Origin of the sequence: Variovorax sp. V93 (genome assembly GCF_041154485.1) — a bacterium.
Lineage (GTDB): Bacteria > Pseudomonadota > Gammaproteobacteria > Burkholderiales > Burkholderiaceae_C > Variovorax > Variovorax beijingensis_A.
This window is the reverse complement of sequence record NZ_AP028670.1, coordinates 667,917-693,557: the sequence shown is the minus strand read 5'-3', so window position 1 is coordinate 693,557 and position 25,641 is coordinate 667,917. Positions and strand designations below refer to the sequence as shown.

Below are 25,641 nucleotides of genomic sequence, written 5' to 3'. Positions count from 1 at the left end.
CTTGGACCCCATCTCTATTCAGGTCAATGGCCGCGGCTACAGCCGGCACGCCGAGCCGCGGATGCATCTTGGCGACTTCCTGCGGGACGAGCTGCGCCTGACAGGAACCCACCTTGGCTGCGAGCATGGCGTCTGCGGCGCATGCACGGTGCTCGTCAACGGTCAACCGACGCGCTCGTGCATCACTTTCGCCGTCGCATGTGAGGGCCAGGAGGTCACCACCATCGAGGGCTACGACGATGATGCAGTGATGCAAAGGCTGCGCCCGGCGTTCACGCGTCATCACGCATTGCAGTGTGGGTTCTGTACACCCGGAATGCTCACCACGGCGCGCGACATCGTGCTTCGTCTGCCCCACGCCGACGAGGCGCGCGTGCGCCTCGAGCTTTCCGGGAACCTGTGCCGTTGCACCGGATACCAGGGTATCGTGGACGCGATCCTGGATGTGCTGCAACAGCAGCGTGACACCCCCGACGCGCCAGTCGAAAACCTGCGGCAGACACTGAGCTTGCCGCGAACCATGGCACTGGGCCCGGTCACTACACCGAGCCAGGCGCAGCCGCCCGCGCGTTCGCCCGCCAAGCCGCCCACGGCGGATCCGGTGACTGCCGCTGAAATGGCGGAGGTCGATCCCGTCGCGATGGCCAAGGCCAAGGCCAAGGGCAACGCGATCGAAGTGCATTTCGATGTGCCCTATCCGGCGGATCAGGTGTGGGAGTTCATGGGCGACCTGCCTGCGGTTGCCTCCTGCTTGCCCGGTGCGACCATCGACTCGCACGAGGGAGAGAGGGTCAAGGGCACCATCGCGATCAAGTTCGGCCCGATGTCGGCGGCCTTCGCCGGTGCAGCGCGGCTGGAGCGTGACGATGTTGCCAGGCGCGCGGTCCTGCGCGGTGCCGGCCAGGACAGCCTGAGCAAGTCGCGCACCCAGGGAGACATCACCTATCGCCTGGAAGCACTGTCGGCCGGCAGCACGCGTGTCCACGTGGACATGATCTATGCCCTCCAGGGTCCACTCGCTCAATTCTCGCGCTCCGGACTTGTGAAGGATTTCGTGCGCCGCATGGTCGCGGACTTCGGAAAACAGATCACGCGAAGGCTGGGCGGTCAAACGGTTGCGTCCAATGAACCACAACCCACGGTTTCCGTCGCCGGGATGATGTGGAGCGTGCTCTGGAATCGCATCCGTGGCTGGTTTGGAAAGCCGCCGCAGCTCTGACATGGCTCGCTGCAGGAGAGGCAAGCGGCCCAGGCGAGCGTTTCGATGGTTCTTTCAACGTCGGTTTGAGCGTGATGCTCGCGTCACAGAGTTGGCCGCATGAATATTTTCGGAGTCTGAATGAGTTCCTTCCTTCTTGGCTATCACATCCGTGCAAACGGGGTGCGGCTGCACCTCTTGCGCTATGGAGGACAGGGTCCTCGACTGCTCCTGTTGCCCGGAATTACGAGTCCTGCAATTACCTGGGGCTTCGTCGCCGAACGATTGGCTCGGCACTTCGACGTCCATGTCCTTGACTTCCGGGGGCGCGGTCTGTCCTTCAGCGCGCCGGGGATGGTCGCGACCCTTGATGCCATGGCGGCCGATGTGCTGGATCTGCTGAATGTCCTGGGGTGGTCATCCGTGACGGTGCTGGGTCACTCAATGGGCGCCCGCGTGGCGATTCGCGCCGCGGCGCTCGATCCGGGACGCATGGCCAGGCTGCTGCTTGTCGATCCGCCAATGTCCGGCCCGGGCCGCCGACCTTATCCAGTCCCTCTGGCTTGGTATGTCGAGTCGATCCAAATGGCTGTCAATGGCATCACGGCCGAAGAGCTTCGCCCCTATGCGCCCACGTGGACAGATGAACAATTGCGGCTGAGGGCCGAATGGCTCCATACGTGCGACCAGGATGCTGTTGTCCAGGCGCATGCTGGCTTCCATGAGGACGACATCCACGCCGATCTACCCAAACTGCGGACGCCTGGACTTCTGATGGCCGCGGGCCGAGGAGGGGTGATGCTGCCGGAAGACCTTGCCGAGATCGAGGCTCTCTCGCCTGGATTGTCGCAATGCACGGCCTTGAACGCCGGGCACATGATCCCGTGGGATGACGAGGAAGATTTTTATCGCTTGCTTGGTGATTACCTGAAGGTCGACCTGCGCTAGCGCAACCTGAAGCGCAGTTGGGTTTCCATTCACACTCAAGGGAGTCGATAAACTCGTCGGCTGACACCTTCAGCGATCTCGAGATGATGACAAAGCGTTCTCCCGCTCAGAAAAAGACGGTCGGCTCAGCCGATGTGGCAAAGCACCTGGTCCCAGAGCCTTTCAATCCATTGCGCCAGGTCATGTGGCGTCGCCCGGGTTTCCTCATCCGCAGGCTGACCCAGATCGGACAGGCGATCTTTTTCGATCTATGCAAGTCCGAAAGCATCACTCCGCTTCAGGTCGGCATGCTGACGGCGCTTTCGATGAACCCCTGGCTGGATCAGAAAGCGATCGGTCGAGAGCTTTCGCTGGACCGGACAACGACGGCGGAAGTGCTCAAACGTCTCGGTGACAAGGGGTTGGTCGAAACCCGCGTCAACCCGGATGATCGTCGATCAAGGCTTTCGGTGATCACCACGGATGGACTCAACCTGATCAACGACTTGCAAGAAAGCATTCACCGCTCTCAAGAACTGCTGATCGAACCGCTGTCGCCAGAAGATCGCGTTGTCTTCATGAGGTTGCTTGCGCAGCTCGTCGATGCGCATGAAAAGAAGGAAAAGGGAATTTGAGTCGTCTGATGGAGTTTTCGTCTTTCGGCGACTGATGAATATGGGCCCACTGCTTTCTTTCGGCGTCCGTATCGCTTGCCCGCACGTAAGTTGTGTCAATTAAGTAATTTGGGACTGCTCTGGAAGCAGGATGGAGATGAGCTACACCGCCCCCCTCAAGGACATGCTGTTCGACATCGAGCACCTGGCCAACATCGGCGAGATCGCCAGGCTGCCGGGCTTCGAGGACGCCGGCCTCGAAACCGCGCAGGCCGTGCTCGAGGAATGCGCGCGCTTCAACCAGGACGTGGTGGCGCCGCTGAACATCGAGGGCGACCGCAACCCCTCGTCCTTCAAGGACGGCCAGGTCACGACCACGCCGGGCTTCAAGGAAGCCTTCGCGCAGTACGTGTCGGGTGGCTGGCAAGGCCTTCAGCATCCGGCGGATTTCGGCGGCCAGGGCCTGCCCAAGACCATCGGCGCGGCCTGCGGCGAGATGCTCAATTCGGCCAACATGAGCTTCGCGCTGTGCCCGCTTTTGAGCGACGGCGCCATCGAGGCGCTGCTCACGGCCGGCTCCGACGAACTCAAGGCGGTGTACCTGGAGAAGCTCGTGAGCGGCCAGTGGACCGGCACCATGAACCTCACCGAGCCGCAGGCCGGCAGCGACCTGGCGCTGGTGCGCAGCCGCGCCGAACCGCAGCCCGACGGCACCTACAAGGTCTTCGGCACCAAGATCTTCATCACCTACGGTGAGCACGACATGGCCGAGAACATCGTGCACCTGGTGCTCGCACGCGTCACCGGCGCGCCCGAAGGCGTGAAGGGCATCAGCCTGTTCGTGGTGCCGAAGTTCCTCGTGAACAAGGACGGTCGCTTAAGCGAACGCAACGACGTGCACTGCGTGAGCATCGAGCACAAGATGGGCATCAAGGCCTCGCCGACCGCCGTGCTGCAGTATGGCGACCACGGCGGTGCCGTCGGTTATCTTGTGGGCCAGGAGAACCGCGGCCTCGAGTACATGTTCATCATGATGAACTCGGCCCGCTACGCCGTGGGCATGCAGGGCATCGCGATTGCCGAACGCGCCTACCAGCACGCCGTGGCCTACGCGAAAGACCGCGTGCAGAGCCGCCCCGTCGACGGGTCGATGAACGCGAGCGCGCCCATCATCCACCACCCCGACGTCAAGCGCATGCTGATGACCATGCGCGCCTACACCGAAGGCTGCCGCGCCATGGCCTCGGTGGCCGCCGCCGCCTACGACGCTGCGCACCACCATCCCGATGCCGAGGCGCGCAAGCAGAACCAGGCCTTCTACGAATTCATGGTGCCGCTGGTCAAGGGCTACAGCACCGAGATGAGCCTCGAAGTGACCTCGCTCGGCGTGCAGGTGCATGGCGGCATGGGCTTCATCGAGGAGACCGGTGCGGCGCAGTACTACCGCGACGCCAAGATCCTCACGATCTACGAAGGCACCACCGCGATCCAGGCCAACGACCTCGTGGGCCGCAAGACGGCGCGCGACGGCGGCCAGACCGCCAGGGCCATTGCGGCGCAGATCGAGAAGACCGAAGCCGAGCTTGCCAAGAGCGACAGCAGCGCGGCCGCGGCGGCGGTGCTCAAGCGCCTGAAGGCCGCGCGCGAGGCTTTTGTGGAAGTGGTGGATTTCGTGGCGGGCCAGACCAAGGCCTCGCCCAACGCGGTGTTCGCAGGCAGCGTGCCCTACCTGATGCTCGCGGGCAACCTCGTGGCCGGCTGGCAGCTGGCGCGCTCGCTGATCATTGCAGAGGACCTTGCGTCGCACAACGTCGACGTGGATTTCATGCAGGCCAAGATCGCGACCGCGCGCTTCTATGCCGAGCACATCCTCGCCAAGGCGCCCGGGCTGCGCGACAGCATCGTTGATGGCGCGGAAAGCGTGACGGCGCTGGCAGCCGATATGTACTGACGGGAATGATCCGCAGGCGAAGCTCCTGACGCCAACTATCAACTCCTCGTTTCTGGTGGATTCCGAATTCAGCCGCGCGAGATCGGCCGCCGGTGAATCGGAGAGGCTGGCTGGCCGCGCTATTTCCCCGCAATGAAATCCGGATGACGCGCACAGATCTCCGGCAGCGAGCTCAGCGTGCCGGAGAGGTGCTCGCGCAGCGCCTTCTGCGCCGCGGCGCCGTCGTGCCTGGCGATGGCGCGCACGATGGCGCGGTGGTCGCGCAGGATTGCCTCGGTCTTGCCCGCCGTGGGCAGGTGCAGGCGCCGCAGGCGGTCCACGTGGCCCGAGACGCGGCACACCATGTCCCACAGGCTCGGCACGCCCGCGGCTTCATACATCAGCTGGTGGAACTTGCGGTCGGCGCCGACGAAGTCGCCGTACTGCCGCGCCGCCGCCAGCGTGGCCTGCAGCGCGACCTGGGCCTGCAGCTGGGCCACCAGCTCGGGCGGCGCCTCTTCGGCCAGCTGATGCACGATCTCGAGCTCGATCGAGCGGCGCAGGAAGTGCGCCTGCCTCGCGGCATCGACGTCGATGCGGCTCACCAGCGTGGCGTGCTGCGGGAACACGTCCACCAGGCCTTCCTCGGCCAGGCGCAGCAGCGCCTCGCGCACCGGCGTCTGGCTCACGCCGAAGCGGTCGGCCAGCTCCTGGCGGACCAGCACCGTGCCGGGCACGAGTTCGAGGGAGAGGATGGCGTCGCGCAGCTTTTCAAGCACCTGGGGCGCTGCAAGGCGTGTGCGGTCGAGTCGGATCCGGGGGAGGGCTGTCATTCGTTCGAATTTTCGCTTTGACCGAGTGATATATTAGTGTTTTAATGTGGCGGATCCCACAAAGAATACCGGTTCCGCCTCCGATGCCACGTTCCTACGACACCCTGCGCAGCGCCCGCTGGTTCGCGCCCGACGACTTTCGCTCATTCGGCCATCGCTCGCGCGTGATGCAGATGGGCTATGCGCCCGCCGACTGGGTGGGCAAGCCGATCATCGCCATCGTCAACACCTGGAGCGATGCCAACCAGTGCCATTCGCACTTCAAGCAGCGCGTGGACGACGTCAAGCGCGGCATCTTCCAGGCGGGCGGCTTCCCGCTCGAGCTGCCGGCCATCTCGCTGAGCGAAAGCATGGTCAAGCCGACCACCATGCTCTACCGCAACTTCCTCGCCATGGAGACGGAAGAGTTGTTGCGCAGCCATCCGGTGGACGGCGCGGTGCTGATGGGCGGCTGCGACAAGACCACGCCGGGCCTCACGATGGGCGCGCTGAGCATGGGCCTGCCGTTCATCTACCTGCCGGCCGGCCCGATGCTGCGCGGCAATTGGCGCGGGCAGGTGCTGGGCTCGGGCTCGGACGCCTTCAAGTACTGGGACCAGCGCCGCGCCGGCCAGCTGAGCGACCAGGCCTGGCAGGAGATGGAAGCGGGCATCGCGCGCAGCCATGGCACCTGCATGACCATGGGCACCGCGGCCACCATGATGGGCATCGCCGAGGCCGTGGGCTTCACCCTGCCGGGCGCCTCGAGCATTCCCGCGGCCGATGCCAACCATGTGCGCATGAGCGCCGAGTGCGGCCGCCGCATCGTCGAGATGGTGTGGGACGACCTGACGCCCGCGAAGATGCTCACGCGCGCCAACTTCGAGAACGGCATCGCCTGCGCGATGGCCATGGGATGCAGCACCAACGCCATCGTCCACCTGATCGCCATGTCGCGCCGCGCCGGCCATCCGGTCACGCTGGACGACTTCGACGCCGCGAGCCGCCGGGTGCCGGTGGTCGCCAACATCCGGCCGAGCGGCGACACCTACCTGATGGAAGACTTCTTCTATGCGGGCGGCCTGCCCGCGATGCTCGAGTGCATCCGCGGCCACCTGAAGGCCGAGGCGCGCACGGTCAACGGCCGCACCCTCGGCCAGAACATCGAGGGCGCCCAGGTGTTCAATGACGACGTCATCCGCCCGCTGGCCAACCCCATCTATGCCGAAGGCGCGCTGGCCGTGCTGCGCGGCAACCTCGCGCCCGATGGCGTGGTGATCAAGCCCAGCGCCTGCGCGCCGCACCTGCTGCAGCACACCGGCCGTGCGCTGGTGTTCGACGACTATCCGGCGCTCAAGCAGGCGGTGGACGATCCCGCGCTCGACGTGACCGGCGACGACATCCTGGTGCTGCGCAACGCCGGCCCGCGCGGCGCCGGCATGCCCGAGTGGGGCATGCTGCCGATCCCCACCAAGCTGCTGAAGCAGGGCGTGAAGGACATGCTGCGCCTGTCGGATGCGCGCATGAGCGGCACCAGCTACGGCGGCTGCCTGCTGCACTGCTCGCCCGAGGCGGCAGTGGGCGGGCCGCTGGCGCTGGTGCGCACGAGCGACCGCATCACGGTGGACGTGCCCGCACGCACGATCCATCTCGAAGTGAGCGACGAGGAACTGGCCCGCCGCAAGGCGGCCTGGACACCGCCGCCCGCGCGCTACGAACGCGGCTACGGCTGGATGTTCGGCCGCCACATCCTGCAGGCCAACGAGGGCTGCGACTTCGACTTCCTCGAAACCGCGTTCGGCCGCCCGGTGCCCGAGCCGGACATCTTCTGAAGACCACAACGGAGAGCGACAACGTGAATCCCCAAACCCGCGAGAAGCTGATGAAGGTCAGCACCGCCACCCTGTGCACGGCGCTGTTCAAGCGCGGACTGCGCAACCAGTTCATCCAGGACGTGCATCCGCTCGATGCGAGCCTGCCCAACATGGTCGGCGAGGCCTTCACGCTGCGCTACATGCCGGCGCGCGAAGACCTGAACCCCATCACCGTGTTCAACGACCGCAACCACCCGCAGCGCCAGGCCGTGGAGCAGTGCCCGGTGGGCGCGGTGCTGCTGATGGACAGCCGCAAGGACGCGCGCGCCGCCTCGGCCGGCGGCATCCTGGTGAGCCGGCTCATGAAACGCGGCGTGGCCGGCGTGGTCACCGACGGCGGCTTTCGCGACAGCCCCGACATCGCCAGGTTCGGCTTTCCGGCCTACCACCAGCGCCCGAGCGCGCCCACCAACCTGACCCTGCACCAGGCCATCGACATCAACGTGCCGATCGGCTGCGGCGACGTGGCCGTGTGGCCTGGCGACGTGGTGGTGGGCGATGCCGAAGGCGTCATCGTGATTCCGGCGGCCATGGCCGACGAGATCGCGGCCGAGGCCACCGAGATGACGGTCTTCGAGGACTTCGTGCAGGAGAAGGTGCTCGAGGGCCGCTCCATCCTCGGCCTCTATCCGCCGACCGAGGAGCAAAGCCGCACCGAGTTCGCCGCCTGGCGCCAGGCCTGCGGGCGCTGAGTCCGGCTTTTCCCGACGACGACCAACGACAAGAGAGACAACACCATGCCCTTCATCCCACGCGCCGCCGGCCTTCTGTTTGCCGCACTCGCATCCTCACTTGCATTGGCCCCGGCCGCGGCCCTCGCGCAGGCCGAGTGGCCCACGGCCAAGCCCATCACTTACGTCGTGCCCTTCACGGCCGGCGGCTCCACCGATATCGTGGGCCGCATCCTGTCGAACAAGCTGCAGGAGAGCCTTCACCAGTCGGTGGTGGTGGACAACAAGCCGGGGCAGGCCGGCGGCATCGGCGCGGCCTACGTGGCCAAGGCCGCGCCCGACGGCTACACGCTGTTCGGCGGCACCATCAGCACGCACGCCATCAACGCCAGCCTCTACAAGAAGCTGCCCTATGACCCGATGAAGGACTTCGAGCCCGTGTCGCTGGTCGGCCGGCTGCCCAACGTGCTGATCGTCAACAGCGAGCTCGGCGTGAACTCGGTGGCCGAGCTGATCGCGCTGCTCAAGAAGGACGAATCCAAGCGCACCTTCGCCTCGTCCGGCGCCGGCACCTCGACGCACCTGGCGGGCGAGATGTTCGCCGACATGATCGGCGTCAAGCTCACGCACGTGCCGTACAAGGGCACGCCGCCCGCCATGACCGATGTCGCGTCGGGCCTGGTGCCCTTCATGTTCGACCAGGTGACGGCCGCGCTGCCGCTCGTCAAGAGCGGCCGGCTCAAGCTGCTGGCCGTGACCACCGGCAAGCGCATCGCGCTGGTGCCGGAACTGCCGACCATGATCGAGTCGGGCGTGCCGGGCTTCGAGATGTCGTCCTGGCAGGCCGTGTATGCGCCCAAGGGCACGCCCAGGCCCATCGTGCAGCGCCTGAATGCCGAGATTGTGAAGGCGCTGAAGCAGCCTGACGTGCAGGCCAAGCTCTCGGGCCAGTTGGCCATGGAGATCGTCGGCAGCACGCCGGAGGAACTGCGCGACCACATGGCGCGCGAGATCCCGCGCTGGGCCGAGCTGGTGAAGAAGTCGGGCGCGACCGCGGACTGAGTCTCGCGGCGGGCTTGCCGGTGCGGCCGCTCAGGGCGAGCGCGGCAGCAGCGCCGGTATCAGCGTGCGGTTCATCCGCTCCCGCCACCAGCGCAGCGCCTGGCCCTGCGCATTGGTCTTCCATGCGAGCCAGAAGGCCTCGGGCGGGCGCGGCTCTTCGGTCGGCAGTTCCACCAGCGTGCCTCGCCTGAGCTCGTTCACGATGCAGGCGCGCGGCAGGAAGCCATGGCCCAGCCCGGCCACCTGGCAGGCGATCTTCGCGGCCATCGACGGCACGGTGATGCGCGGCTGGCCCGCGAGCAGGCCCACCGTGCGCTCCGACAGCGTGCGCGCGCTGTCGCCCACCACGATGGCGTTGCACTCCAGCAGGTCGCCGCGCTGCACCGGCCGGCCCAGCCGCGTGAGCGGGTGCGTGGGCGCCACGCAGAACGCGAACTCCAGGCTGCCCACGGCCACGGCCTGGTAGCCGCCGCCGGCCGGGCCTTCGCCCGCGGCAATCACGATGTCGGCGCGGCCCTCGCGCAGCGCCTCCCAGCTGCCCGTGAGCGCCTCGCAGCCCACGCGCAGCCGCGTGCCGCAGCGCAGGTCCTCGAAGGCGCGGATGTCGCCGATCAGCGCCTCGGTGGGAATGAGCGAGTCGTGCACCAGCCGCAGCTCCGACTCGTAGCCGGTGGCGATCTGCCGCATGCGCGATTCGAGGTCGCTCGCGGCGCTGAGCAGCCAGCGGCCTTCCTTGAGCATTTCCTCGCCCGCGCCGGTGAGGGTCACACGCGGGCCGTTGCGCTCGAACAGCAGCATGCCCAGCTGCTCCTCCAGCTTGCCCACCGCGTACGAGATGGTGGAGGGCACCTTGTTCAGGCGCGCGGCGGCGGCGGCGAAGGAACCGTGCCGCGCAATGGCGTCGACGACCTCGATGGCTTCCAGGCTGAGTTTGAGCACGCGGCAATCCTCGAAAAGGCAATGATCGAAAACTTCGATCATTGATGGTGAAAAGTTTCGTCGATGACGGATGAAATGGCCCCGATGATTGAGCCCATGCCAAGGAGATTTCCTCCGAAAGCAATTGTGAATCGAATCGAACATCCACTCAACCCCAAAGGAGCTTCCCATGTCCCTCAAAGCCACCCCCACCGCCGGCGCCAAGCTGCTCACCCCCACCGACCACACGCTGGTGATGATCGACTTCCAGTCGCAGATGGCCTTTGCCACGCACTCGATCGATGCGGTGAACCTGCGCAACAACGCCGCGCTGGTGGCGCAGGCCGCGGCCGGCTTCAAGGTCTCGACCATCCTGACCACGGTGGCCGAGAAGAGCTTCTCGGGCCCGATGTTCAGCGAGATCACCGACGCCTTCCCGGGCCAGAAGATGCTCGACCGCACCTCGATGAACACCTGGGAAGACGCGGCCGTGATCGAGCGCGTCAACGAGATCGGCAAGCCGCGCATCGTGCTCGCGGGCCTGTGGACCAGCGTGTGCATCGTCGGCCCGGCGCTGTCGGCGCTCGACCAGGGCTTCGAGGTGTACGTGATCGCCGACGCCTGCGGCGATGTCTCGGCCGAGGCACACAACCGCGCGATGGAGCGCATGGTGCAGGCCGGCGCGCAGCCGATGACCTCGCTGCAGTACCTGCTCGAACTGCAGCGCGACTGGGCGCGCGGCGACACCTACGAGCTGACCACCGGCATCGCGAAGAAGGTGGGCGGCGCCTACGGCCTGGGCGTGACCTACGCCAAGACCATGTTCGGCGCGCACGAAGGCTGAGCGGGATAGAAGAGAAGGAAGGCCCGGCCATGAAGCCCTATGTCGTTTCCCTTGCGCTCGGCCTTCTGGTCGGCGTGATCTATGCGCTCTTCCAGGTGCGCTCGCCGGCGCCGCCGGTCATCGCGCTGGTGGGATTGCTCGGTATCCTGCTGGGCGAGCAGATTCCGCCGCTGGTGAAGAGCCTGGTCGGGCCGCAGGCCGTGGCCGCGTCCTGGCTGCACCACCAGGTCAAGCCGCATGTGTTCGGCGAGCTGCCGAAATGCCTGCCCACCGCCGCGACCGACGCCGCATCTTCGAAGGAGCCCCGCAATGGCTGACACCGAGAAGACCCCCGACCTGATCCTGCACCGCGGGCTGTTCACCACCCTCGACCGCGCCAATCCCACGGCCGATGCGGTGGCCATCAAGGACGGCCGCTTCACGCACGTGGGCCGGGCCGAGGACATCCTGCCGCTCGCCCGCAGCCACACCCGCGTGATCGACCTGCAGGGCAAGCGCGTGCTGCCGGGCCTGATCGACAACCACCTGCACATCATCCGCGGCGGGCTCAACTTCAACATGGAGCTGCGCTGGGACGGCGTGCGCAGCCTGGCCGACGCCATGGGCATGCTCAGGCGCCAGGTGGCCGTCACGCCGGCGCCGCAATGGGTGCGCGTGGTCGGTGGCTTCACCGAGCACCAGTTCGCCGAGAAGCGCCTGCCGACCATTGCGGAACTCAATGCGGTGGCGCCCGACACGCCGGTGTTCATCCTGCACCTGTACGACCGCGCACTGCTCAACGGTGCCGCGCTGCGCGCCGTCGGCTACACCAAGGACACGCCCGCGCCGCCCGGCGGTGAGATCGTGCGCGACGCGGCCGGCAACCCGACCGGCCTGCTGCTGGCCAAGCCCAACGCCGCCATCCTCTACGCCACGCTGGCCAAGGGCCCGAAGCTGCCCTTCGACTACCAGCTCAATTCCACGCGCCACTTCATGCGCGAGCTCAACCGCCTGGGCGTGACTGGCGCCATCGACGCGGGCGGCGGCAACCAGAACTACCCCGACGACTACACCGTGATCCAGAAGCTGGCCGACGACGGCCAGCTCACCATCCGGCTGGCCTACAACCTGTTCACGCAGAAGCCCAAGGCCGAGAAGGAAGACTTCCTCAACTGGACTGCCAACTCGACGTACAAGCAGGGCGACGACTACTTCCGCCACAACGGCGCGGGCGAGATGCTGGTGTTCTCGGCCGCCGACTTCGAGGACTTCCGCCAGCCGCGGCCCGACATGGCGCCCGAGATGGAAGGCGAGCTCGAGGACGTGGTGCGCATCCTCGCGCAGAACCGCTGGCCGTGGCGCATGCACGCCACCTACGACGAAACCATCAGCCGCGCGCTCGACGTGTTCGAGCGCGTCAACCAGGACACGCCGCTCGCGGGCCTGAACTGGTTCTTCGACCATGCCGAGACCATCTCCGAGCAGTCGATGGACCGCATTGCCGCGCTGGGCGGCGGCGTCGCGGTGCAGCACCGCATGGCCTACCAGGGCGAGTATTTCGTCGAGCGCTACGGCCACGGCGCAGCCGAGGCCACGCCGCCGGTCAGGCGCATGCTCGAGCGCGGCCTGAAGGTGTCGGCCGGCACCGACGCCACGCGCGTCGCCTCGTACAACCCGTGGGTGTCGCTGTCGTGGCTGGTCACCGGCAAGACGGTGGGCGGCATGCAGCTGTATCCGCAGCGCAACTGCCTCGACCGCGAAGGCGCACTGCGCATGTGGACCGAGAACGTGACCTGGTTCTCCAACGAGGTCGGCAAGAAGGGCCGCATCGAGGCCGGCATGCTCGCCGACCTCGTGGTGCCCGACCGCGACTACTTCGCCTGCGCCGAATCGGAGATTGCCGACACCACCGCGCTGCTCACCCTGGTGGGCGGCAAGGTGGTCTACGGCGCCGGCCCCTTCGCCGCGCACGACGAGGGCGCGCCGCCGCCGGCCATGCCCGACTGGTCGCCCGCGCGCACCTTCGGCGGCTATGCCGGCTGGGCCGATGCCGCGGGCAGCGCCGAAGGCGCCCCGATGCAGAAGGTGCTGCGCAACGCCGCCGCGGCCTGCGCCTGCGCCAACAACTGCAACGTGCACGGCCACCAGCATGCGACGGCCTGGAGCAGCAAGCTGCCGATCGCCGACCTCAAGAGCTTCTGGGGCGCGCTGGGCTGCGCCTGCTGGGCGGTGTGATGACGACGATACGCTGGACCACCTCAGCCGCGGTGCGCTGGGTCGCCTTGCTGCTGCTGTGCGCGGCCTACCTGCAGGGCGGGCTCAACAAGGCGATGGACTTCCACGCGGCCATCGCCGAGATGAACCATTTCGGCCTCTCGCCCGCGGGGCCGCTGGCCGCGGCGGTGATCGTGCTGGAGCTCGGCGCGGCGGCGCTCATCCTCACGGGCTTTCATCGCTGGCTTGGCGCACTGGCGCTGGCGGGCTTCACCTTGATGGCGACCTTCGTTGCGCTGCGCTTCTGGGAGATGCCGCAGCCGGAGCGCTTCATGGCAGCCAATTCCTTCTTCGAACACCTGGGCCTGGTCGGCGGCTTTCTGCTCGTCGCCTGGCTCGACCTGAAAGAGCATGCCCATGTCTGATTCACCCCAAGGCGCCGCTGTCGCTCCCGCACCGCCCGGCGCCTTCGCGCCCTTGCGCCAGCCGGTCTTTGCCGTGCTGTGGGCGGCCACCGTGCTCGGCAATATCGGCAGCTTCATGCGCGACGTGGCGAGTTCCTGGCTGGTGACCGACCTGTCGGCCAGCCCGACCGCGGTGGCGCTGATCCAGACCGCGGCCACGCTGCCGATTTTCCTGCTTGCGATCCCGGCCGGGGTGCTCTCCGACATCCTCGACCGGCGGCGCTTCCTGATCTTCGTGCAGCTGGTGCTGGCGGCCGTGAGCGGCACGCTGCTGGTGCTCTCGCACACCGGCGCGCTCACGGTCGAGTATCTGGTCGCGCTGACGTTCGTGGGCGGCATCGGCGCCGCGCTCATGGGGCCGACCTGGCAGTCGATCGTGCCCGAGCTGGTGCCGCGCGCCGAGCTCAAGGGCGCGGTGGCGCTGAACTCGCTGGGCATCAACATCGCACGCTCCATCGGGCCGGCCGCGGGCGGCCTGATCCTCGCGAGCTTCGGTGCCGCCGTCACCTACGGCATCGACGTGCTCAGCTACGCATTCGTGATCGCGGCGCTGCTGTGGTGGAAACGTCCGGCGGCCGTCGACAGCGGCCTGTCCGAGAACTTCCTCGGTGCCTTCCGCGCCGGCCTGCGCTACACGCGCGCCAGCCGCGAGCTGCACCGCGTGCTGCTGCGCGCGGCGGTGTTCTTCCTCTTTGCCAGCTCGGTGTGGGCGCTGCTGCCGCTGGTGGCGCGCCAGATGCTCGGCGGCAGCGCGGGCTTCTACGGCATCCTGCTCGGCGCCGTGGGTGCGGGTGCCATCGGCGGCGCGCTCGTGATGCCGCGGCTGCGCGCACGGCTCGACGCCGACGGCATGCTGCTGCTGGCTTCGCTGCTCACCGCCGGCGTGATGGGCAGCCTGGTCTTCGCGCCGCCGCAGTGGCTTGCGGTGCTGTTGCTGCTGGTGCTGGGCCTGGGCTGGATCATCGCGCTCACCACGCTCAATGGCGTGGCGCAATCGATCCTGCCGAACTGGGTGCGCGGACGCGGCCTGGCCGTCTACCTCACGGTGTTCAACGGCGCGATGGCGGCCGGCAGCCTGGGCTGGGGCCTGGTCGCGCAGCAGGTCGGCGTGCCGGCCACGCTGGTGGCGGGTGCAGTGGGCCTGGCCGTGGCCGGGCTGATCTTTCATCGGGTGCGCCTGCCGGCCGGCGAAGCCGACCTGCAGCCCTCGAACCACTGGCCCGAGCCGCTGCTGGCCCAGCCTGTGGCGAACGACCGCGGGCCGGTGATGGTGCAGGTGGAATACCGCATCCGCCAGGAGGACCGTGTCGCGTTCCTCGCCGTGATGAAGCGGCTGTCGCTGGAGCGCCGCCGCGACGGCGCCTATGCCTGGGGCCTCACCGAACACACGGGCGACCCCGAGCGCGTGATGGAGTGGTTCCTCGTCGAATCCTGGGCCGAGCACCTGCGCCAGCACCACCGCGTGTCGCATGCCGACGCCGACCTGCAGGGCGAGGCCATGCGCTTTCACATCGGGCCCGGCCGGCCCGAGGTGCATCACTTCCTGTCGCTCTGATTTCCTTCTTCTCTCTTTTCATCCAACTGGAAAAACCATGACCACACTCACATTGCGCGACGGCACCGAGCTCTACTACAAGGACTGGGGCTCGGGCCAGCCCATCCTGTTCAGCCACGGCTGGCCTCTGAGCGCCGACATGTGGGACGCCCAGATGCTGTTCTTCGCCGAACGAGGCTACCGCGCGATCGCCTTCGACCGCCGCGGCTTCGGCCGCTCCAGCCAACCCTGGAGCGGCTACGACTACGACACCTTCGCCGACGACATCGCCGAGCTGATCGAGACGCTCGACCTGAAGGACGTGATCCTCGTGGGCTTCTCGATGGGCGGCGGCGACGTGACACGCTACATCGCGCGCAAGGGCAGCGCACGCGTGGCCAGGCTCGCGCTCATCAGCGCCGTGACGCCGCTGTTCATGAAGACGCCCGACCATCCCGTCGGCCCCGAGGCCTCGCTGTTCGCCGGCATCCGTGCCGGCCTGGCCGCCGATCGCCCGCAGTTCCTCGACGACTTCAGCACACTTTTCTATGGCACCAACCGCCCCGGTGCGAAGGTGTCGCAGGGCATCTTCAAGCAGACGCTGCAGATCGCGCTGCAGGCCTCGATCAAGGCCACCATCGACTGCGTGACCGCCTTCTCCGAAACCGACTTCCGTCCCGACATGGCGAAGATCGACGTGCCCACGCTCGTGATCCACGGCGACGACGACCAGGTGGTGCCCCTCGAGGCCACCGGCAAGCTCGCGGCCGAGATGATCAAGGGCAGCCAGCTCAAGGTCTACGCCGGCGCGCCGCATGCCACCTGCACCACGCATAAAGATCAGGTGAACGCGGATCTGCTGGCATTCATCCAGGCCTAGGAGCAGGCGAGCCTCAGTCGTAGCTCGCGGTCAGGCCGACCGACGAGTACGCGCTGCGCCCGTGGATCGCGATGTAGAAGTCACCAGGCAGGGGATTGCTGATCGCGATGGCTTCGTTGCTGCCGTTGACGTAGGGGCGATAGTCCCAGGCCGTCAGCGACGGGAGTGCGCCAAGGCGGATGTACATGTCGCCGTCACCACCGCCGACGGGGCCCGCCATGTTGATGTTCAGCTGCGCAACGCCGGGTGGGACTGTGATCCTGTAATAGCTCCAGCTGTCGGTGCCGCCGGCCAGGCCTTGGGCGGGCTGGTTGTTCAGGAGTTGCACAAGAGGTGGCCGGGTGTCCATCTTGAAGGAGCGCGCCATGACGTCCCATCCGGTCTCGGCAGAGGTGCTGAGCCATGTCACTGCAAAATTTCCCACCGGGTCCATTGCCAGCAGCGGGCTGGCTCCAAATTGCGGTTGCGGCGGGTCGACTCGAAATTCATCGCCAATCGGAGTTCCATCGCTGCGAAATTGCCTGGCCGCCAACGTGGAGCTTTGGGGGCCACCGACCACGCCACTCGATGCAATCCATGAAACGACAAAATCGCCATTCTCTGCAATCCCCGGATTCGGCCCGGGTTCGCCTTCGTGGATGCGTTGGTTGACTCGCACCGATCCGCCGGGGTTGCCATTCGCGTCATAGGGGCGGGCGTATATGTTCCAAGTGTAGTTGTCATCCTGGGAAGCGCTCCAGGTGATGATGGATTTCCCGCCGGGTTCCATGGCAATACGGCCGCCCGAGCTGTATATCGATCGGATGGCGCTGACGACAAGTGCCGGAGCCAGCGCCACACCTGCGCGGCTGAAGCGCTGGATCATGATGTTGGATTGGTTTGCCGTCGGACCGGGCCTGGTCGCAAATGACAATGCGATGTTCCCTGCATCGTCGGTGGCAATTGAACTGGGGCCGGCGAGTTTGTCCGGGGCATCCGATGCAACGATGATTTCAGGACCGATGGGAATCCCGCCGGTATTGAATCGCCTGATTGCAATCGTACGAGGCGCCCCTTCCGAGGCCGAGCGCGAGTAGGCTGCAGTGATATTGCCGTCCGTATCCATGCTCGCGACCGTGCTCGATGAATCCGGAGTCGTTTGGAAACTGGAAAGCAGATTGCCGTTCCTGTCATAAGCCGTGACTCGTCCTGGGTCGCTTCCGAAGACGAAGTTGCCGGCGCGGTCGACCGAGAAGTTTGCATACGCCGGAGGCGTCTGGATCTGGTGTCTTGTCAGAAAAGGCGTGCCTGACGACCTTATTCTTTGAGCGTATGTGGCATTTGCTGCGGCGTCGAACCAGATCAGAAGTTTTTCTCCGTTTGAACCTGCGGAGAAGTAGATCGGACGCTGATTGCCCGCAGTGGCGGTATTCACCATGACGGGATCCCCGAGCGGCGCGGCCTGTGCCTGAGGAGCAGCGACAAATCCCGACAGACAGCCCAATGACATCAAAAGTCGTCGCAGCAAGGCATGAGGCATGGATTCCTTCTTTCTCCGTTGGCATCAGGGTGCTCCCCTCGATCCGCAGGACCATGATGTCGGGGTCGATGAAGTTGTCAACGTAGAGTTAAGTTGCCATCGGCGCTCCGCGTGCGTCCTTTCGGTAGCGACGGTCGAACGCTGCCGCGACCCGCGCCGTCATCGGGTCGGTGGTCCTCGGTCCGAAGGCAAAGCCGAGCCACTCGAAGCGCTGGCGTGCTGTAGAGCCAGTGGCCTCGCTCGCAGGCGCTGTCGGGCCGCGCCCTCGTTCCGGCCCTTTCCTGCAAGCGGACGCGGAGAACGGAGGACAAGCCGCTTGCCGCGCACCGCGTTCGCCGGAGAACTTCAGGCCGCGAGCAGGCACTCTTCGGTGCCCACGGCCACGCCGCCGGCATCGAAGAAGTGAAGCGCGCCGGGCGCGATGGCCAGCCGCAGGGTGCCCGAAAGATTCGCGTCCGCCTCCGGTGCCATGAGCACCAGCTCGCCGAGCGACGACCTCAGGTAGCAGTACGCGCGGTCGCCCAGTTGCTCGACGGCCAGCGTCTCGCAGCCCTGGAGTTCGAGCAGTACCTCGCCGGGCGCGGGTTCGCCGATGCGTGTCTGCTCGGCGCGAAAGCCCAGCGTGGCCGGCTGGCCCGGCATGGGGCGCGGTATCTGCACGCGCGCATCGCCGAGCCGCAGCAGCGTGCCGTTCGCATCAGCCTGCGCGCTGTCGATCTTGAAGAAGTTCATGCGCGGCGTGCCGATGAAGCCCGCCACGAACAGGTTGGCGGGCGAGCGGTACAGCGCGAGCGGCGAGCCCACCTGCTCGATGCGGCCCTTGCGCAGCACCACGATCTGGTCGGCCAGCGTCATGGCCTCGGTCTGGTCGTGCGTCACGTAGACGGCGGTGGCCTTCAGCGTGCGCTGCATGCGCGCGATCTCCAAGCGCAGCTTCACGCGCAGCTCGAGGTCGAAGTTCGACAGCGGCTCGTCGTAGAGAAACACCTCGGGCTTGCGGATCATCGCGCGGCCCATCGCCACGCGCTGGCGCTGGCCGCCCGAGAGCTGGCGCGGATAGCGCTCCAGCAGCGGGGTGAGTTCGAGCTTGTGCGCGATCTCGTCCACGCTGCGCTCCTGCTCGGCGGCCGTGGCCTTGGCCATGCGCAAGGGAAAGGCGAGGTTCTGCCGCACCGTCTTGTGCGGATAGAGCGCGTAGTTCTGGAACACCAGCGCGCAGCCGCGCTCGGCGGGCGGCACGTCGTTCACCACGCGGCCGCCGACCCGCACCTGGCCGCCGCTCGGCGTCTCCAGCCCCGCGATCATGCGCAGCAAGGTGGACTTGCCGCAGCCCGAAGGCCCGAGCAGCACCGTGACCTGGCCGTCGGGCATGGTGAGATCGATGCCGGGGATCACCTCGACATCGCCGAAGCGCTTGCTGATGGATTGGAGCTGGATCTCTGCCATGGTGGTGCTTGCTGATGAGGAAGGGTGGGGAGGTCTTCAGGCCGGCGGCGTGGCGCCCGACCTGGCGACTCCGCGCTGGATGTTCGATTCGGTGAGGCCGAGCAGCTCTTCCATGGCCTTGCGCGCCGCGGCCGGCTTGCGGGCCCAGATCTGGTCGAGCACCGCGCGGTGCATCGGCAGGCTCTTGCGCGGCGCGCCCGGCTGGCGCGTCGACAGCTCGAAGGACATGCGCAGCGCCGCCTCGATGGTGGCGCCGAAGGCCACCAGGAACGGATTGCCGGTGGCGCTGAGAATGGCCTGGTGAAAGCTCAGGTCCGGCCCGGCATAGGCCACCGGATCCATGCCGGCGGCGTCCATCAGGCGGTAGGCGCGCTCGATCGCGGCAATGGCGGCGTCGGGCGCCGAAGCGGCCGCGATCTCGCAGGCGGCGGGTTCGACGATGCGCCGCAGCTGCATCAGGTGCTGCGCCATCTGCGCGCGGTCGTGGCCCGACCAGGTCCAGCGCAGCACGTCCTCGTCGAGCATGTTCCATTGCATGCGCGGCAGCACCCGCGTGCCGGCCTTCTGCCGCGACGCGAGCAGGCCCTTGGCCTTCAGCCGGGTCAGCGCCTCGCGCACGGAGGTGCGCGCCACCCCCAGCTGCTCGGCCAGCTCGACCTCGGTCGGCAGCGTCGATTCGTCATTCCATTCGCCGCCGATCACGCGCCGCGCGAGCGCCTCCGTCACGGCCAGCGGACCGCGCCGGGCGGGCGTGTCCGTGGCGGCGGGTTTCTTCGATGTTTTTGTTTTATGGTCTGACATATTTATTGATGCGATGAGCTTATATCTGGGGAAGTCGTAGGGAATCTCGGGTTTTCCATGAGCTGTGGAGTCTTATTTGTCTGTCATATTCGCTTCCACAAGCAAGTGGAACATGCCGGCCGCCCTCGTTGCGCCGCGTGATTCTGATCGAAAGAGAGACAAGCATGAGCCTCCTGCACTCCCTCGCTGTCGACACGCAGCGCCGCCGGTTGATCAAGGCCGCGGCTGCCACGGCAGTGGCCGGCGCCGGCACTGCGCTGGCGTTTCCCGCCATCGCGCAAGCCAAGCCCTTTGCCGGCCTCAAGCTGCGCGGCGCCGGATACCAGCACGGCTTCTTCAACATCCTGCGCAAGTACATCCCGGAGTTCGAGCAGCAGACGGGCATGACGGTCGACCTGCAGCTGTCGGCCTTCCCGGTCTACAACCAGCAGGCCGACCTGGAGCTGTCTTCGGGCGGCAGCGCCTGGGATTTCTGCAACGTCACCTTCATCCTTGCCGCGCGCTGGGTCGCGGCCGGCCTGCTCGCCAACCTGAGCGATTTCGCGGCCGACCGCAGGCTCACGCCGGCCAGCTGGAACCCGGACGACTTCGTCAAGGGCGCGCAGCTGCCGTACCTCGACAAGGCCGGCAAGGCCTATGGCTTTGCGTGGGAAGGCGGCGCGATGCTCATGGGCATGAGCCGCACCGACCTGATGAAGAAGCGCGGGGTCGAGGCGCCGCAGACCTTCGACGAATTGATGAAGGTCTGCGAGGCGGTGCACGGGCAGGACGGCGTCACGGGCTTCGTGAGCTCCAACCTGCACCACTGGTTCCTGCCGCCGTACATCCACGGCTTCGGCGGCGACCTGTTCGCGAATCCGCCGGCGGACATCAAGCCCACGCTCGACTCGGCCGCGGCCGTGCAGGCCACGGCCTTCTATTCGACGCTGCTGTCCAGGTACAGCCCGCAGGGCGTGCTCGGCTACACCGAGGACCAGGCGCGCGCCGCGCTGATCGGCGGCCGTTCGAACATCTTCATCCATTCGAGCTCCTGGGTCACCGCGATGCTGAGCTCGCCCGAGAGCAAGGTGAAGGACACCGCGCGCGTCGTGCGCATGCCGGCCGGCCCGAAGGGCGACTTTCCCGCCGCCAACAGCCAGGGCCTCGGCATCCCGAAGAACGCGAAGAACAAGGAAGCGGCCTGGGAGTTCATCAAATGGGCACTGAGCCCCGAGCTCACCGCGCGCATCGTGAAGGACACCGGGCATCCGTCGATCTGCCGGCGCTCGGTGATCGAAAGCGCCGAGTACAAGCGCATCAACACCATCAACGGCCAGGACATCGGCAAGCTCTATCTCGAAGTGCTCGAGCAGCCCGGCAAGACGCGCAACTACATGGCGTACCGCACGGTCAAGGAATTTCCGCTGGTGGGCGACGTGCTGAACAAGGCCGTGGAGCGCGTGGTGTCGGGCCAGGCGCCGGCCGCCGATGCCATGAAGACGGCGCAGGAGGCCGCGCTCGGCAGCCTGCGGCGCGCCGGAGCCAAGGTATGAGCGCAGCGGCAGCGCCAAGGGTGCACCAGTGAGCGCGAGAGGAGCCTCCTACGAGGCGCAGCGCCGCCGCTTCGTGCGCTTGGCGATGGCGCCGAGCCTGCTGTTCCTGCTGGTGGTGGCGGGGCTGCCCACCGTCTTCCTGCTGGTCACGAGCCTCACGCCCGGGGCGCTGGTGAACCCGGGTTCGCTGGGCGACTTCTCGGAGCCGCTGCGCAACTACAGGCTGCTGGGCAGCGACGAGCGCTTCGTCGGCTCGCTGGGCGTGCAGGCGCGGCTCTCGGTCTACACGGTCGTGCTGCAGGTGCTGCTGGGCACGGGGCTGGCGCTGCTCGTGCATTCGGGGCAGGAGCGCTGGCAATCGCTGCGCCACCTGTTCGTGATTCCGATGGTGCTGCCGCCGATCGTCGTCGCGGTGATCTGGAAGCTGATCTACACGCCCGACATCAGCCCGATCTACCAGGCCGCGCGCATGCTGGGCGTGACGCTGCCGGCGCTCACCACGCACGTCGACTTCGCGCTGTGGTCCATCGTCATCGCCGACACCTGGGAGTGGGCGCCGTTCACCTTCCTGATGGTGCTGGCCGCCTTGCAGACGCTGCCGGCCGAATACGTCGAGGCCGCGCGCATGGACGGCGCCGACGCCTGGCGCGTGTTCGGCCACATCGTGCTGCCCTACATCGCGCCGGTGCTGCTGGTGTGCACGCTGTTCCGCCTGATCGACAGCATCAAGGCCTTTCCGCTGATCTTCCTCCTGACCGGCGGCGGACCGGGCTCGGTGACGGAGGTGACCAACTACTACGCCTATCTCGTGGCCTTCAACTTCGGCGAACTCGGCTATTCGAGCGCCATCACCGTCGTGCTGCTCGCGGCCACCGTGCTGATCAGCTGGGGCGCGATGCGCGTGAGCCGCCATGCGGGAGGTGCCGAATGAGCTCGAATCGAATGAGGTCGCTGCGCCGGCGCTGGCCGCTCGCGCGCTGGGCCGTGCCGCTCGTGCTGTTCGCGATGCTGCTGCCGTTCCTGTGGCTGCTGCAGATGTCGTTCAAGCCGACGCCGCTGATCCTCGAGTTTCCGCCGCGGGTCTTCTTCATGCCCACGCTGGAGCACTACGTGGGCCTCTGGCAGGCCGGCTTTCCGGAGTCCTTCCTCAACAGCCTGGTCACGAGCATCGTGTCGACGCTGCTCGCGCTGGTGCTCGGCATTCCGGCGGCCTACGCGCTGTCGCGCTGGACCGGGCGCGGACGCTTCGGCCTGGGCCTGGGCATCCTGCTCACGCGCATGGCGCCGCCGATCGCCTTCACGATCCCGTTCTTCCTGGCGTACCGCTACCTCGGCCTGCTCGACACCCGCACCGGCCTGATCCTCATCTACATGACCTTCAACCTGCCGCTGGTGATCTGGATGATGCAGCCCTTCTTCGACGCGGTGCCGGCTTCGCTGGAAGAGGCGGCGCTGATGGACGGCGCGGGCTACGCCACCGTGTTCATGGAGATCGTGATGCCGGTGGCGGCGGCCGGCATCGCGGCCACCGCGATCCTGTGCTTCCTCTATGCCTGGAACGACTTCTTCTTCGCGCTCATCCTCACGCGCACCGATGCGCGCACCGCGCCGGTCGCGGTGGTCAACTTCATGAACTACGAGGGCTGGGAGTGGGGCAAGATCGCCGCCGGCGGCTCGCTGGTGATGGCGCCCGTGCTGGTGTTCTCGATGCTGGTGCGGCGCTACCTGGTGAGCGGCCTCACGGCCGGCGCGGTGAAGGGCTGAGGCGATGGTCCCCCCGAGCCTCAGCGGCGCAACGCGCCTCGTGCCGATCCTCGCGCATCCGGTCGACCATGTGCGCGCGCCGCGCATCTACAACCCGGCCTTCGCCGCCGCCGGCCTCGACTGGTGCCTGGTGCCGATGGGCGTGCACCCCGGCGACTTCGCGGCCACCGTGGCGCAGCTCGCGCGCGTGGGCAACCTGCAGGGCCTGAACCTCACGATCCCGCACAAGGCCGCGGCGCATGCGCTGTGCGCGCGCCTCGGGCCCGAGGCGCAGCGCACGGGCGTGGTCAACACCATGCGCATCGACGCCGATGGCCAATGGTCGGGCGAGAGCTTCGACGGCGTGGGCTTTGTCGACGCCGCGCGTGCGCACGGCGTGCTGCGCACCGACCGGCCGGTGGTGCTGGTGGGCGCGGGCGGTGCGGGCACGGCCATCGCCTTCGCGCTGGCCGCGGCCGGCGTGCGCGAGCTGCACATCGTCAACCGCGAAGCCGAGCGCGCGGAGCAGCTGTGCGCCGAACTGCGCAAGGCGTATCCGGACGCCCATGCCGACACGCACGCCGGGAGCCTGGGGCGTGCCGGCCTCGCCATCAACGCCACTTCGCTCGGCCTGCACGCGGGCGACCCGATGCCCTTCGACCCGGCGCTGCTGCCGGCCGATGCGGCGCTGTTCGACATCATCGCCGCACGCGACACCGAGCTCATGGCCGCATGCACCGCGCGCGGGCTGCGGGTGGTCGGCGGCAAACCCATGATCGACCACCAGGTCGCTGCGCAGATCGCGTTCTGGCGCGGCGCTGCCGCATGAACAACACGTGATCCAGGAGACCCCATGATGAGATTCGCAAGGGCCGCGATGGCCCTGTCGGCGATGGCGCTCGCCGCCGCACCCGCGCTGGCGCAGCTCAGGGCCGACTATCCGCACAAGCCCATCGTGCTGGTCGTGCCGCAGCCCGCGGGCGGTGCGGCCGACCAGTTCGCGCGGCCCTTCGGCCAGGCGCTGTCGCAGCGGCTGGGGCAGCCGGTGGTCATCGACAACCGGCCCGGCGCCAACGGCAACATCGCGGCCGCCTACGTGGCGCGCAACCAGCCGGCCGATGGCTACACCATCTTCTTCGGCTCGATCAGCACGCTGGCCGTGAACCCGCACCTCTACAAGGCCACGGGCTTCGACGTGCTGAAGGACTTCCAGCCGGTCACGCTCACCAACCAGACGCCCAACGTGCTGGTGGTGGGCGCGGGCACGCCCTACAAGAGCGTGGCCGACGTGGTGGCAGCTGCGAAGAAGGAGCCCGCCACGCTGAGCTTCGGCTCGGCCGGCAACGGCAACACCATGCACCTTACCGGGCTGCAGTTCGAGGCGAAGACGGGCACCCGGCTGATCCACGTGCCCTACAAGGGCGGGCCCGCCGCGCTCAACGACGTGATGGGCGGGCAGATCCCGATGATGTTCCACAACCTCTCGGCCGTGCTGGGCCAGGAGAAGGGCGGCCGCGTGCGCGTGCTGGCCGTGGCCGACACCCAGCGCTCCAGGCTGCTGCCCAACGTGCCGACCATGGCCGAGGCCGGCGCGCCGGGCGTGGTGCAGCTCGCATGGAGCGGCATGCTGGTGCGCAGCGGCACGCCCGCGCCGGTGGTCGAGCGGCTGCACAGGGAGATGGTTGCGATCCTCAAGGAGCCCGCGTTCCGCAAGCCGCTGGAAGAGCAGGGCTTCGATGTACTCTCATCGACGCCAGAGGCGTTCGCCGAGCGCCTGAAGGCCGACCACGCCGCGATGGGCGAGGTCATCAAGGCCGGCAACGTGAAGATCGATTGACCCAGCAAAGGACCGAATCCATGCCCTCGCGCAACACCTTCAAGCACGCCCTCGCGGCGAAGATCCCGCAGATCGGCCTCTGGTCGACGCTGCCCGACCCCTATGTCTCCGAGCTGCTCGCGGGCGCCGGTTTCGACTGGATGCTGCTGGACGCCGAGCACACGCCCGGCGATCCGACCACCATGCTGCGCCAGCTGCAGGCGGTGCAGGCCGAGCGCGAGCGGCCCACCTCGGCCGTGGTGCGTCCGCCCTGGAACGACCCGGTGCTGATCAAGCAGTACCTGGACATCGGCGCGCAGACGCTGCTGCTGCCCTTCGTGCAGAACCGCGCCGAGGCCGAGGCCGCCGTGGCCGCCACGCGCTATCCGCCGAACGGCATCCGCGGCATGGGCGGCACGGTGCGCGCCACGCGCTTCGGGCGCGACACCAAATACGTGGCCGAGGCCTCCGGCGAGATCTGCGTGCTGGTGCAGGTGGAGACGGTCGAAGCGCTCGAACACCTGGAGGACATCGCGAACGTCGACGGTGTCGACGGCGTCTTCATCGGCCCCGGCGACCTGTCGGCCAGCATGGGCGTGGCCGGCCAGGTCAACCACCCCACGGTGCGCGCCGCCATCGACCGCGCCATCGCGCGCATCCTCGCCTGCGGCAAGGCGCCCGGCATCCTCATGAACGACGAGCCGCGCGCGCGGGAGCTGCTCGACCTTGGCGCGCTCTTCGTGGCGGTGGCCAACGACCAGCTGCTGCTGCGCAGGAGCGCCGACGACATCGCGGCGCGCTTCAAGCAGCGCGGCGCACCCGCCGCTCCCGCTTCGGCTTCGGCCCCCGCCACCTATTGAACC

Annotated in this window: 24 protein-coding genes; 19 read left to right on the top strand and 5 right to left on the bottom strand. The window is 67.4% G+C overall.

From position 1 onward, the window contains the following. The first annotated feature begins 61 nt into the window (after window positions 1-61). The 4 genes from ACAM54_RS29270 to ACAM54_RS29255 all read left to right on the top strand — a co-directional run bounded on the left by ACAM54_RS29270 (window position 62) and on the right by ACAM54_RS29255 (window position 4,690). Complete coding sequence (locus ACAM54_RS29270; RefSeq protein ID WP_369651912.1) at window positions 62-1,219, top strand: 2Fe-2S iron-sulfur cluster-binding protein; 1,158 nt, start codon at window positions 62-64, stop codon at window positions 1,217-1,219. Window positions 1,220-1,339: 120 nt separating this feature from the next. Continuing rightward, a complete protein-coding gene (locus tag ACAM54_RS29265; RefSeq protein WP_209502305.1) occupies window positions 1,340-2,146 on the top strand; it encodes an alpha/beta fold hydrolase in 807 nt (268 codons plus the stop codon). Between the two features lie 83 nt (window positions 2,147-2,229). Continuing rightward, the gene (locus ACAM54_RS29260) at window positions 2,230-2,760 is read left to right on the top strand and encodes a MarR family winged helix-turn-helix transcriptional regulator (protein ID WP_369651416.1); all 531 of its coding nucleotides are present in this window, start codon (window positions 2,230-2,232) and stop codon (window positions 2,758-2,760) included. Window positions 2,761-2,896: 136 nt separating this feature from the next. Continuing rightward, window positions 2,897-4,690: an acyl-CoA dehydrogenase gene (locus tag ACAM54_RS29255; protein ID WP_369651417.1), complete on the top strand. Its 1,794-nt coding sequence runs from the start codon at window positions 2,897-2,899 to the stop codon at window positions 4,688-4,690. Window positions 4,691-4,809: 119 nt separating this feature from the next. Here the strand turns inward: ACAM54_RS29255 and ACAM54_RS29250 are convergent, their stop codons facing one another. Next, window positions 4,810-5,502, bottom strand: coding sequence for a GntR family transcriptional regulator (locus ACAM54_RS29250; protein WP_369651418.1), 693 nt, complete (start codon window positions 5,500-5,502; stop codon window positions 4,810-4,812). Window positions 5,503-5,585: 83 nt separating this feature from the next. Here ACAM54_RS29250 and araD point away from each other — a divergent pair, with 83 nt between their 5' ends. From araD to ACAM54_RS29235, 3 genes are read left to right on the top strand one after another with little or no spacing between them, the layout of a single operon-like run. Beyond that, the gene (gene araD / locus ACAM54_RS29245; RefSeq protein ID WP_369651419.1) at window positions 5,586-7,313 is read left to right on the top strand and encodes an L-arabinonate dehydratase; all 1,728 of its coding nucleotides are present in this window, start codon (window positions 5,586-5,588) and stop codon (window positions 7,311-7,313) included. A 23-nt stretch (window positions 7,314-7,336) separates the two neighbouring features. Next, complete coding sequence (locus ACAM54_RS29240) at window positions 7,337-8,047, top strand: ribonuclease activity regulator RraA (protein WP_369651420.1); 711 nt, start codon at window positions 7,337-7,339, stop codon at window positions 8,045-8,047. A gap of 45 nt (window positions 8,048-8,092) precedes the next feature. Next, window positions 8,093-9,088 (top strand): Bug family tripartite tricarboxylate transporter substrate binding protein, encoded by a 996-nt coding sequence (locus tag ACAM54_RS29235; protein WP_369651421.1) that lies wholly within the window; start codon window positions 8,093-8,095, stop codon window positions 9,086-9,088. A gap of 30 nt (window positions 9,089-9,118) precedes the next feature. On the opposite strand, the gene ACAM54_RS29230 is transcribed toward ACAM54_RS29235, so the two are convergent. Further along, window positions 9,119-10,027 (bottom strand): LysR family transcriptional regulator, encoded by a 909-nt coding sequence (locus ACAM54_RS29230; RefSeq protein ID WP_369651422.1) that lies wholly within the window; start codon window positions 10,025-10,027, stop codon window positions 9,119-9,121. A 169-nt stretch (window positions 10,028-10,196) separates the two neighbouring features. Between ACAM54_RS29230 and ACAM54_RS29225 the strand changes: the two genes are divergently transcribed. The 6 genes from ACAM54_RS29225 to ACAM54_RS29200 are packed head-to-tail and all read left to right on the top strand — an operon-like array spanning window position 10,197 to window position 15,921. Further along, on the top strand, window positions 10,197-10,850 hold the full coding sequence (locus ACAM54_RS29225) for a hydrolase (RefSeq protein WP_369651423.1): 654 nt from the start codon (window positions 10,197-10,199) through the stop codon (window positions 10,848-10,850). A gap of 29 nt (window positions 10,851-10,879) precedes the next feature. Continuing rightward, window positions 10,880-11,167 carry a DUF1427 family protein gene (locus ACAM54_RS29220; RefSeq protein ID WP_145743902.1) on the top strand — a complete coding sequence of 96 codons (288 nt, stop codon included), beginning with the start codon at window positions 10,880-10,882 and terminating at the stop codon, window positions 11,165-11,167. Beyond that, entirely contained in the window at window positions 11,160-13,064 is a 1,905-nt protein-coding gene (locus ACAM54_RS29215) for an amidohydrolase (protein WP_369651424.1), read from the top strand. The genes ACAM54_RS29220 and ACAM54_RS29215 overlap by 8 nt, the downstream gene beginning before the upstream one ends. Next, window positions 13,064-13,468 (top strand): DoxX family protein, encoded by a 405-nt coding sequence (locus tag ACAM54_RS29210; protein ID WP_186454179.1) that lies wholly within the window; start codon window positions 13,064-13,066, stop codon window positions 13,466-13,468. The genes ACAM54_RS29215 and ACAM54_RS29210 overlap by 1 nt, the downstream gene beginning before the upstream one ends. After that, complete coding sequence (locus tag ACAM54_RS29205; protein ID WP_369651425.1) at window positions 13,461-15,062, top strand: MFS transporter; 1,602 nt, start codon at window positions 13,461-13,463, stop codon at window positions 15,060-15,062. Before ACAM54_RS29210 ends, ACAM54_RS29205 begins: the two co-directional genes overlap by 8 nt. Before the next feature lie 37 nt (window positions 15,063-15,099). Beyond that, entirely contained in the window at window positions 15,100-15,921 is an 822-nt protein-coding gene (locus ACAM54_RS29200) for an alpha/beta fold hydrolase (RefSeq protein WP_369651426.1), read from the top strand. Window positions 15,922-15,934: 13 nt separating this feature from the next. Here the strand turns inward: ACAM54_RS29200 and ACAM54_RS29195 are convergent, their stop codons facing one another. From ACAM54_RS29195 to ACAM54_RS29185, 3 genes are all read right to left on the bottom strand, one after another. Continuing rightward, the gene (locus tag ACAM54_RS29195) at window positions 15,935-17,440 is read right to left on the bottom strand and encodes a PPC domain-containing protein (protein ID WP_369651427.1); all 1,506 of its coding nucleotides are present in this window, start codon (window positions 17,438-17,440) and stop codon (window positions 15,935-15,937) included. A gap of 345 nt (window positions 17,441-17,785) precedes the next feature. After that, on the bottom strand, window positions 17,786-18,886 hold the full coding sequence (locus tag ACAM54_RS29190; RefSeq protein WP_369651428.1) for an ABC transporter ATP-binding protein: 1,101 nt from the start codon (window positions 18,884-18,886) through the stop codon (window positions 17,786-17,788). A 36-nt stretch (window positions 18,887-18,922) separates the two neighbouring features. Further along, window positions 18,923-19,687 carry a FadR/GntR family transcriptional regulator gene (locus tag ACAM54_RS29185; protein WP_209502285.1) on the bottom strand — a complete coding sequence of 255 codons (765 nt, stop codon included), beginning with the start codon at window positions 19,685-19,687 and terminating at the stop codon, window positions 18,923-18,925. Between the two features lie 164 nt (window positions 19,688-19,851). Here ACAM54_RS29185 and ACAM54_RS29180 point away from each other — a divergent pair, with 164 nt between their 5' ends. Genes ACAM54_RS29180 through ACAM54_RS29155 form a run of 6 tightly spaced genes read left to right on the top strand, consistent with a single transcriptional unit; the run spans window position 19,852 to window position 25,638 of the window. Continuing rightward, window positions 19,852-21,219, top strand: a complete 1,368-nt coding sequence (locus ACAM54_RS29180; protein WP_369651429.1) for an ABC transporter substrate-binding protein — start codon at window positions 19,852-19,854, stop codon at window positions 21,217-21,219. Between the two features lie 28 nt (window positions 21,220-21,247). Continuing rightward, complete coding sequence (locus tag ACAM54_RS29175) at window positions 21,248-22,150, top strand: carbohydrate ABC transporter permease (protein ID WP_369651430.1); 903 nt, start codon at window positions 21,248-21,250, stop codon at window positions 22,148-22,150. Continuing rightward, the gene (locus ACAM54_RS29170) at window positions 22,147-22,983 is read left to right on the top strand and encodes a carbohydrate ABC transporter permease (protein ID WP_369651431.1); all 837 of its coding nucleotides are present in this window, start codon (window positions 22,147-22,149) and stop codon (window positions 22,981-22,983) included. The genes ACAM54_RS29175 and ACAM54_RS29170 overlap by 4 nt, the downstream gene beginning before the upstream one ends. Window positions 22,984-22,987: 4 nt before the next feature. Beyond that, window positions 22,988-23,791, top strand: a complete 804-nt coding sequence (locus ACAM54_RS29165; protein WP_369651432.1) for a shikimate dehydrogenase — start codon at window positions 22,988-22,990, stop codon at window positions 23,789-23,791. A 24-nt stretch (window positions 23,792-23,815) separates the two neighbouring features. Further along, complete coding sequence (locus ACAM54_RS29160; protein WP_369651433.1) at window positions 23,816-24,799, top strand: Bug family tripartite tricarboxylate transporter substrate binding protein; 984 nt, start codon at window positions 23,816-23,818, stop codon at window positions 24,797-24,799. Between the two features lie 20 nt (window positions 24,800-24,819). Next, the gene (locus ACAM54_RS29155) at window positions 24,820-25,638 is read left to right on the top strand and encodes an aldolase/citrate lyase family protein (protein WP_369651434.1); all 819 of its coding nucleotides are present in this window, start codon (window positions 24,820-24,822) and stop codon (window positions 25,636-25,638) included. Window positions 25,639-25,641: the final 3 nt, after the last annotated feature.

Bases quoted from the DNA above. Each gene is read 5' to 3' on its own strand.
- ACAM54_RS29210 (WP_186454179.1), top strand. From the start codon at position 13,064: ATGACGACGATACGCTGGACCACCTCAGCCGCGGTGCGCTGGGTCGCC.
- ACAM54_RS29250 (WP_369651418.1), bottom strand. From the start codon at position 5,502: ATGACAGCCCTCCCCCGGATCCGACTCGACCGCACACGCCTTGCAGCG.
- ACAM54_RS29255 (WP_369651417.1), top strand. From the start codon at position 2,897: ATGAGCTACACCGCCCCCCTCAAGGACATGCTGTTCGACATCGAGCAC.
- ACAM54_RS29270 (WP_369651912.1), top strand. From the start codon at position 62: ATGCATCTTGGCGACTTCCTGCGGGACGAGCTGCGCCTGACAGGAACC.
- ACAM54_RS29205 (WP_369651425.1), top strand. From the start codon at position 13,461: ATGTCTGATTCACCCCAAGGCGCCGCTGTCGCTCCCGCACCGCCCGGC.
- ACAM54_RS29170 (WP_369651431.1), top strand. From the start codon at position 22,147: ATGAGCTCGAATCGAATGAGGTCGCTGCGCCGGCGCTGGCCGCTCGCG.
- ACAM54_RS29260 (WP_369651416.1), top strand. From the start codon at position 2,230: ATGATGACAAAGCGTTCTCCCGCTCAGAAAAAGACGGTCGGCTCAGCC.
- ACAM54_RS29215 (WP_369651424.1), top strand. From the start codon at position 11,160: ATGGCTGACACCGAGAAGACCCCCGACCTGATCCTGCACCGCGGGCTG.
- ACAM54_RS29225 (WP_369651423.1), top strand. From the start codon at position 10,197: ATGTCCCTCAAAGCCACCCCCACCGCCGGCGCCAAGCTGCTCACCCCC.
- ACAM54_RS29190 (WP_369651428.1), bottom strand. From the start codon at position 18,886: ATGGCAGAGATCCAGCTCCAATCCATCAGCAAGCGCTTCGGCGATGTC.
- ACAM54_RS29220 (WP_145743902.1), top strand. From the start codon at position 10,880: ATGAAGCCCTATGTCGTTTCCCTTGCGCTCGGCCTTCTGGTCGGCGTG.
- ACAM54_RS29265 (WP_209502305.1), top strand. From the start codon at position 1,340: ATGAGTTCCTTCCTTCTTGGCTATCACATCCGTGCAAACGGGGTGCGG.
- ACAM54_RS29160 (WP_369651433.1), top strand. From the start codon at position 23,816: ATGATGAGATTCGCAAGGGCCGCGATGGCCCTGTCGGCGATGGCGCTC.
- ACAM54_RS29195 (WP_369651427.1), bottom strand. From the start codon at position 17,440: ATGCCTCATGCCTTGCTGCGACGACTTTTGATGTCATTGGGCTGTCTG.
- ACAM54_RS29185 (WP_209502285.1), bottom strand. From the start codon at position 19,687: ATGTCAGACCATAAAACAAAAACATCGAAGAAACCCGCCGCCACGGAC.
- araD (WP_369651419.1), top strand. From the start codon at position 5,586: ATGCCACGTTCCTACGACACCCTGCGCAGCGCCCGCTGGTTCGCGCCC.
- ACAM54_RS29235 (WP_369651421.1), top strand. From the start codon at position 8,093: ATGCCCTTCATCCCACGCGCCGCCGGCCTTCTGTTTGCCGCACTCGCA.
- ACAM54_RS29180 (WP_369651429.1), top strand. From the start codon at position 19,852: ATGAGCCTCCTGCACTCCCTCGCTGTCGACACGCAGCGCCGCCGGTTG.
- ACAM54_RS29165 (WP_369651432.1), top strand. From the start codon at position 22,988: ATGGTCCCCCCGAGCCTCAGCGGCGCAACGCGCCTCGTGCCGATCCTC.
- ACAM54_RS29155 (WP_369651434.1), top strand. From the start codon at position 24,820: ATGCCCTCGCGCAACACCTTCAAGCACGCCCTCGCGGCGAAGATCCCG.
- ACAM54_RS29200 (WP_369651426.1), top strand. From the start codon at position 15,100: ATGACCACACTCACATTGCGCGACGGCACCGAGCTCTACTACAAGGAC.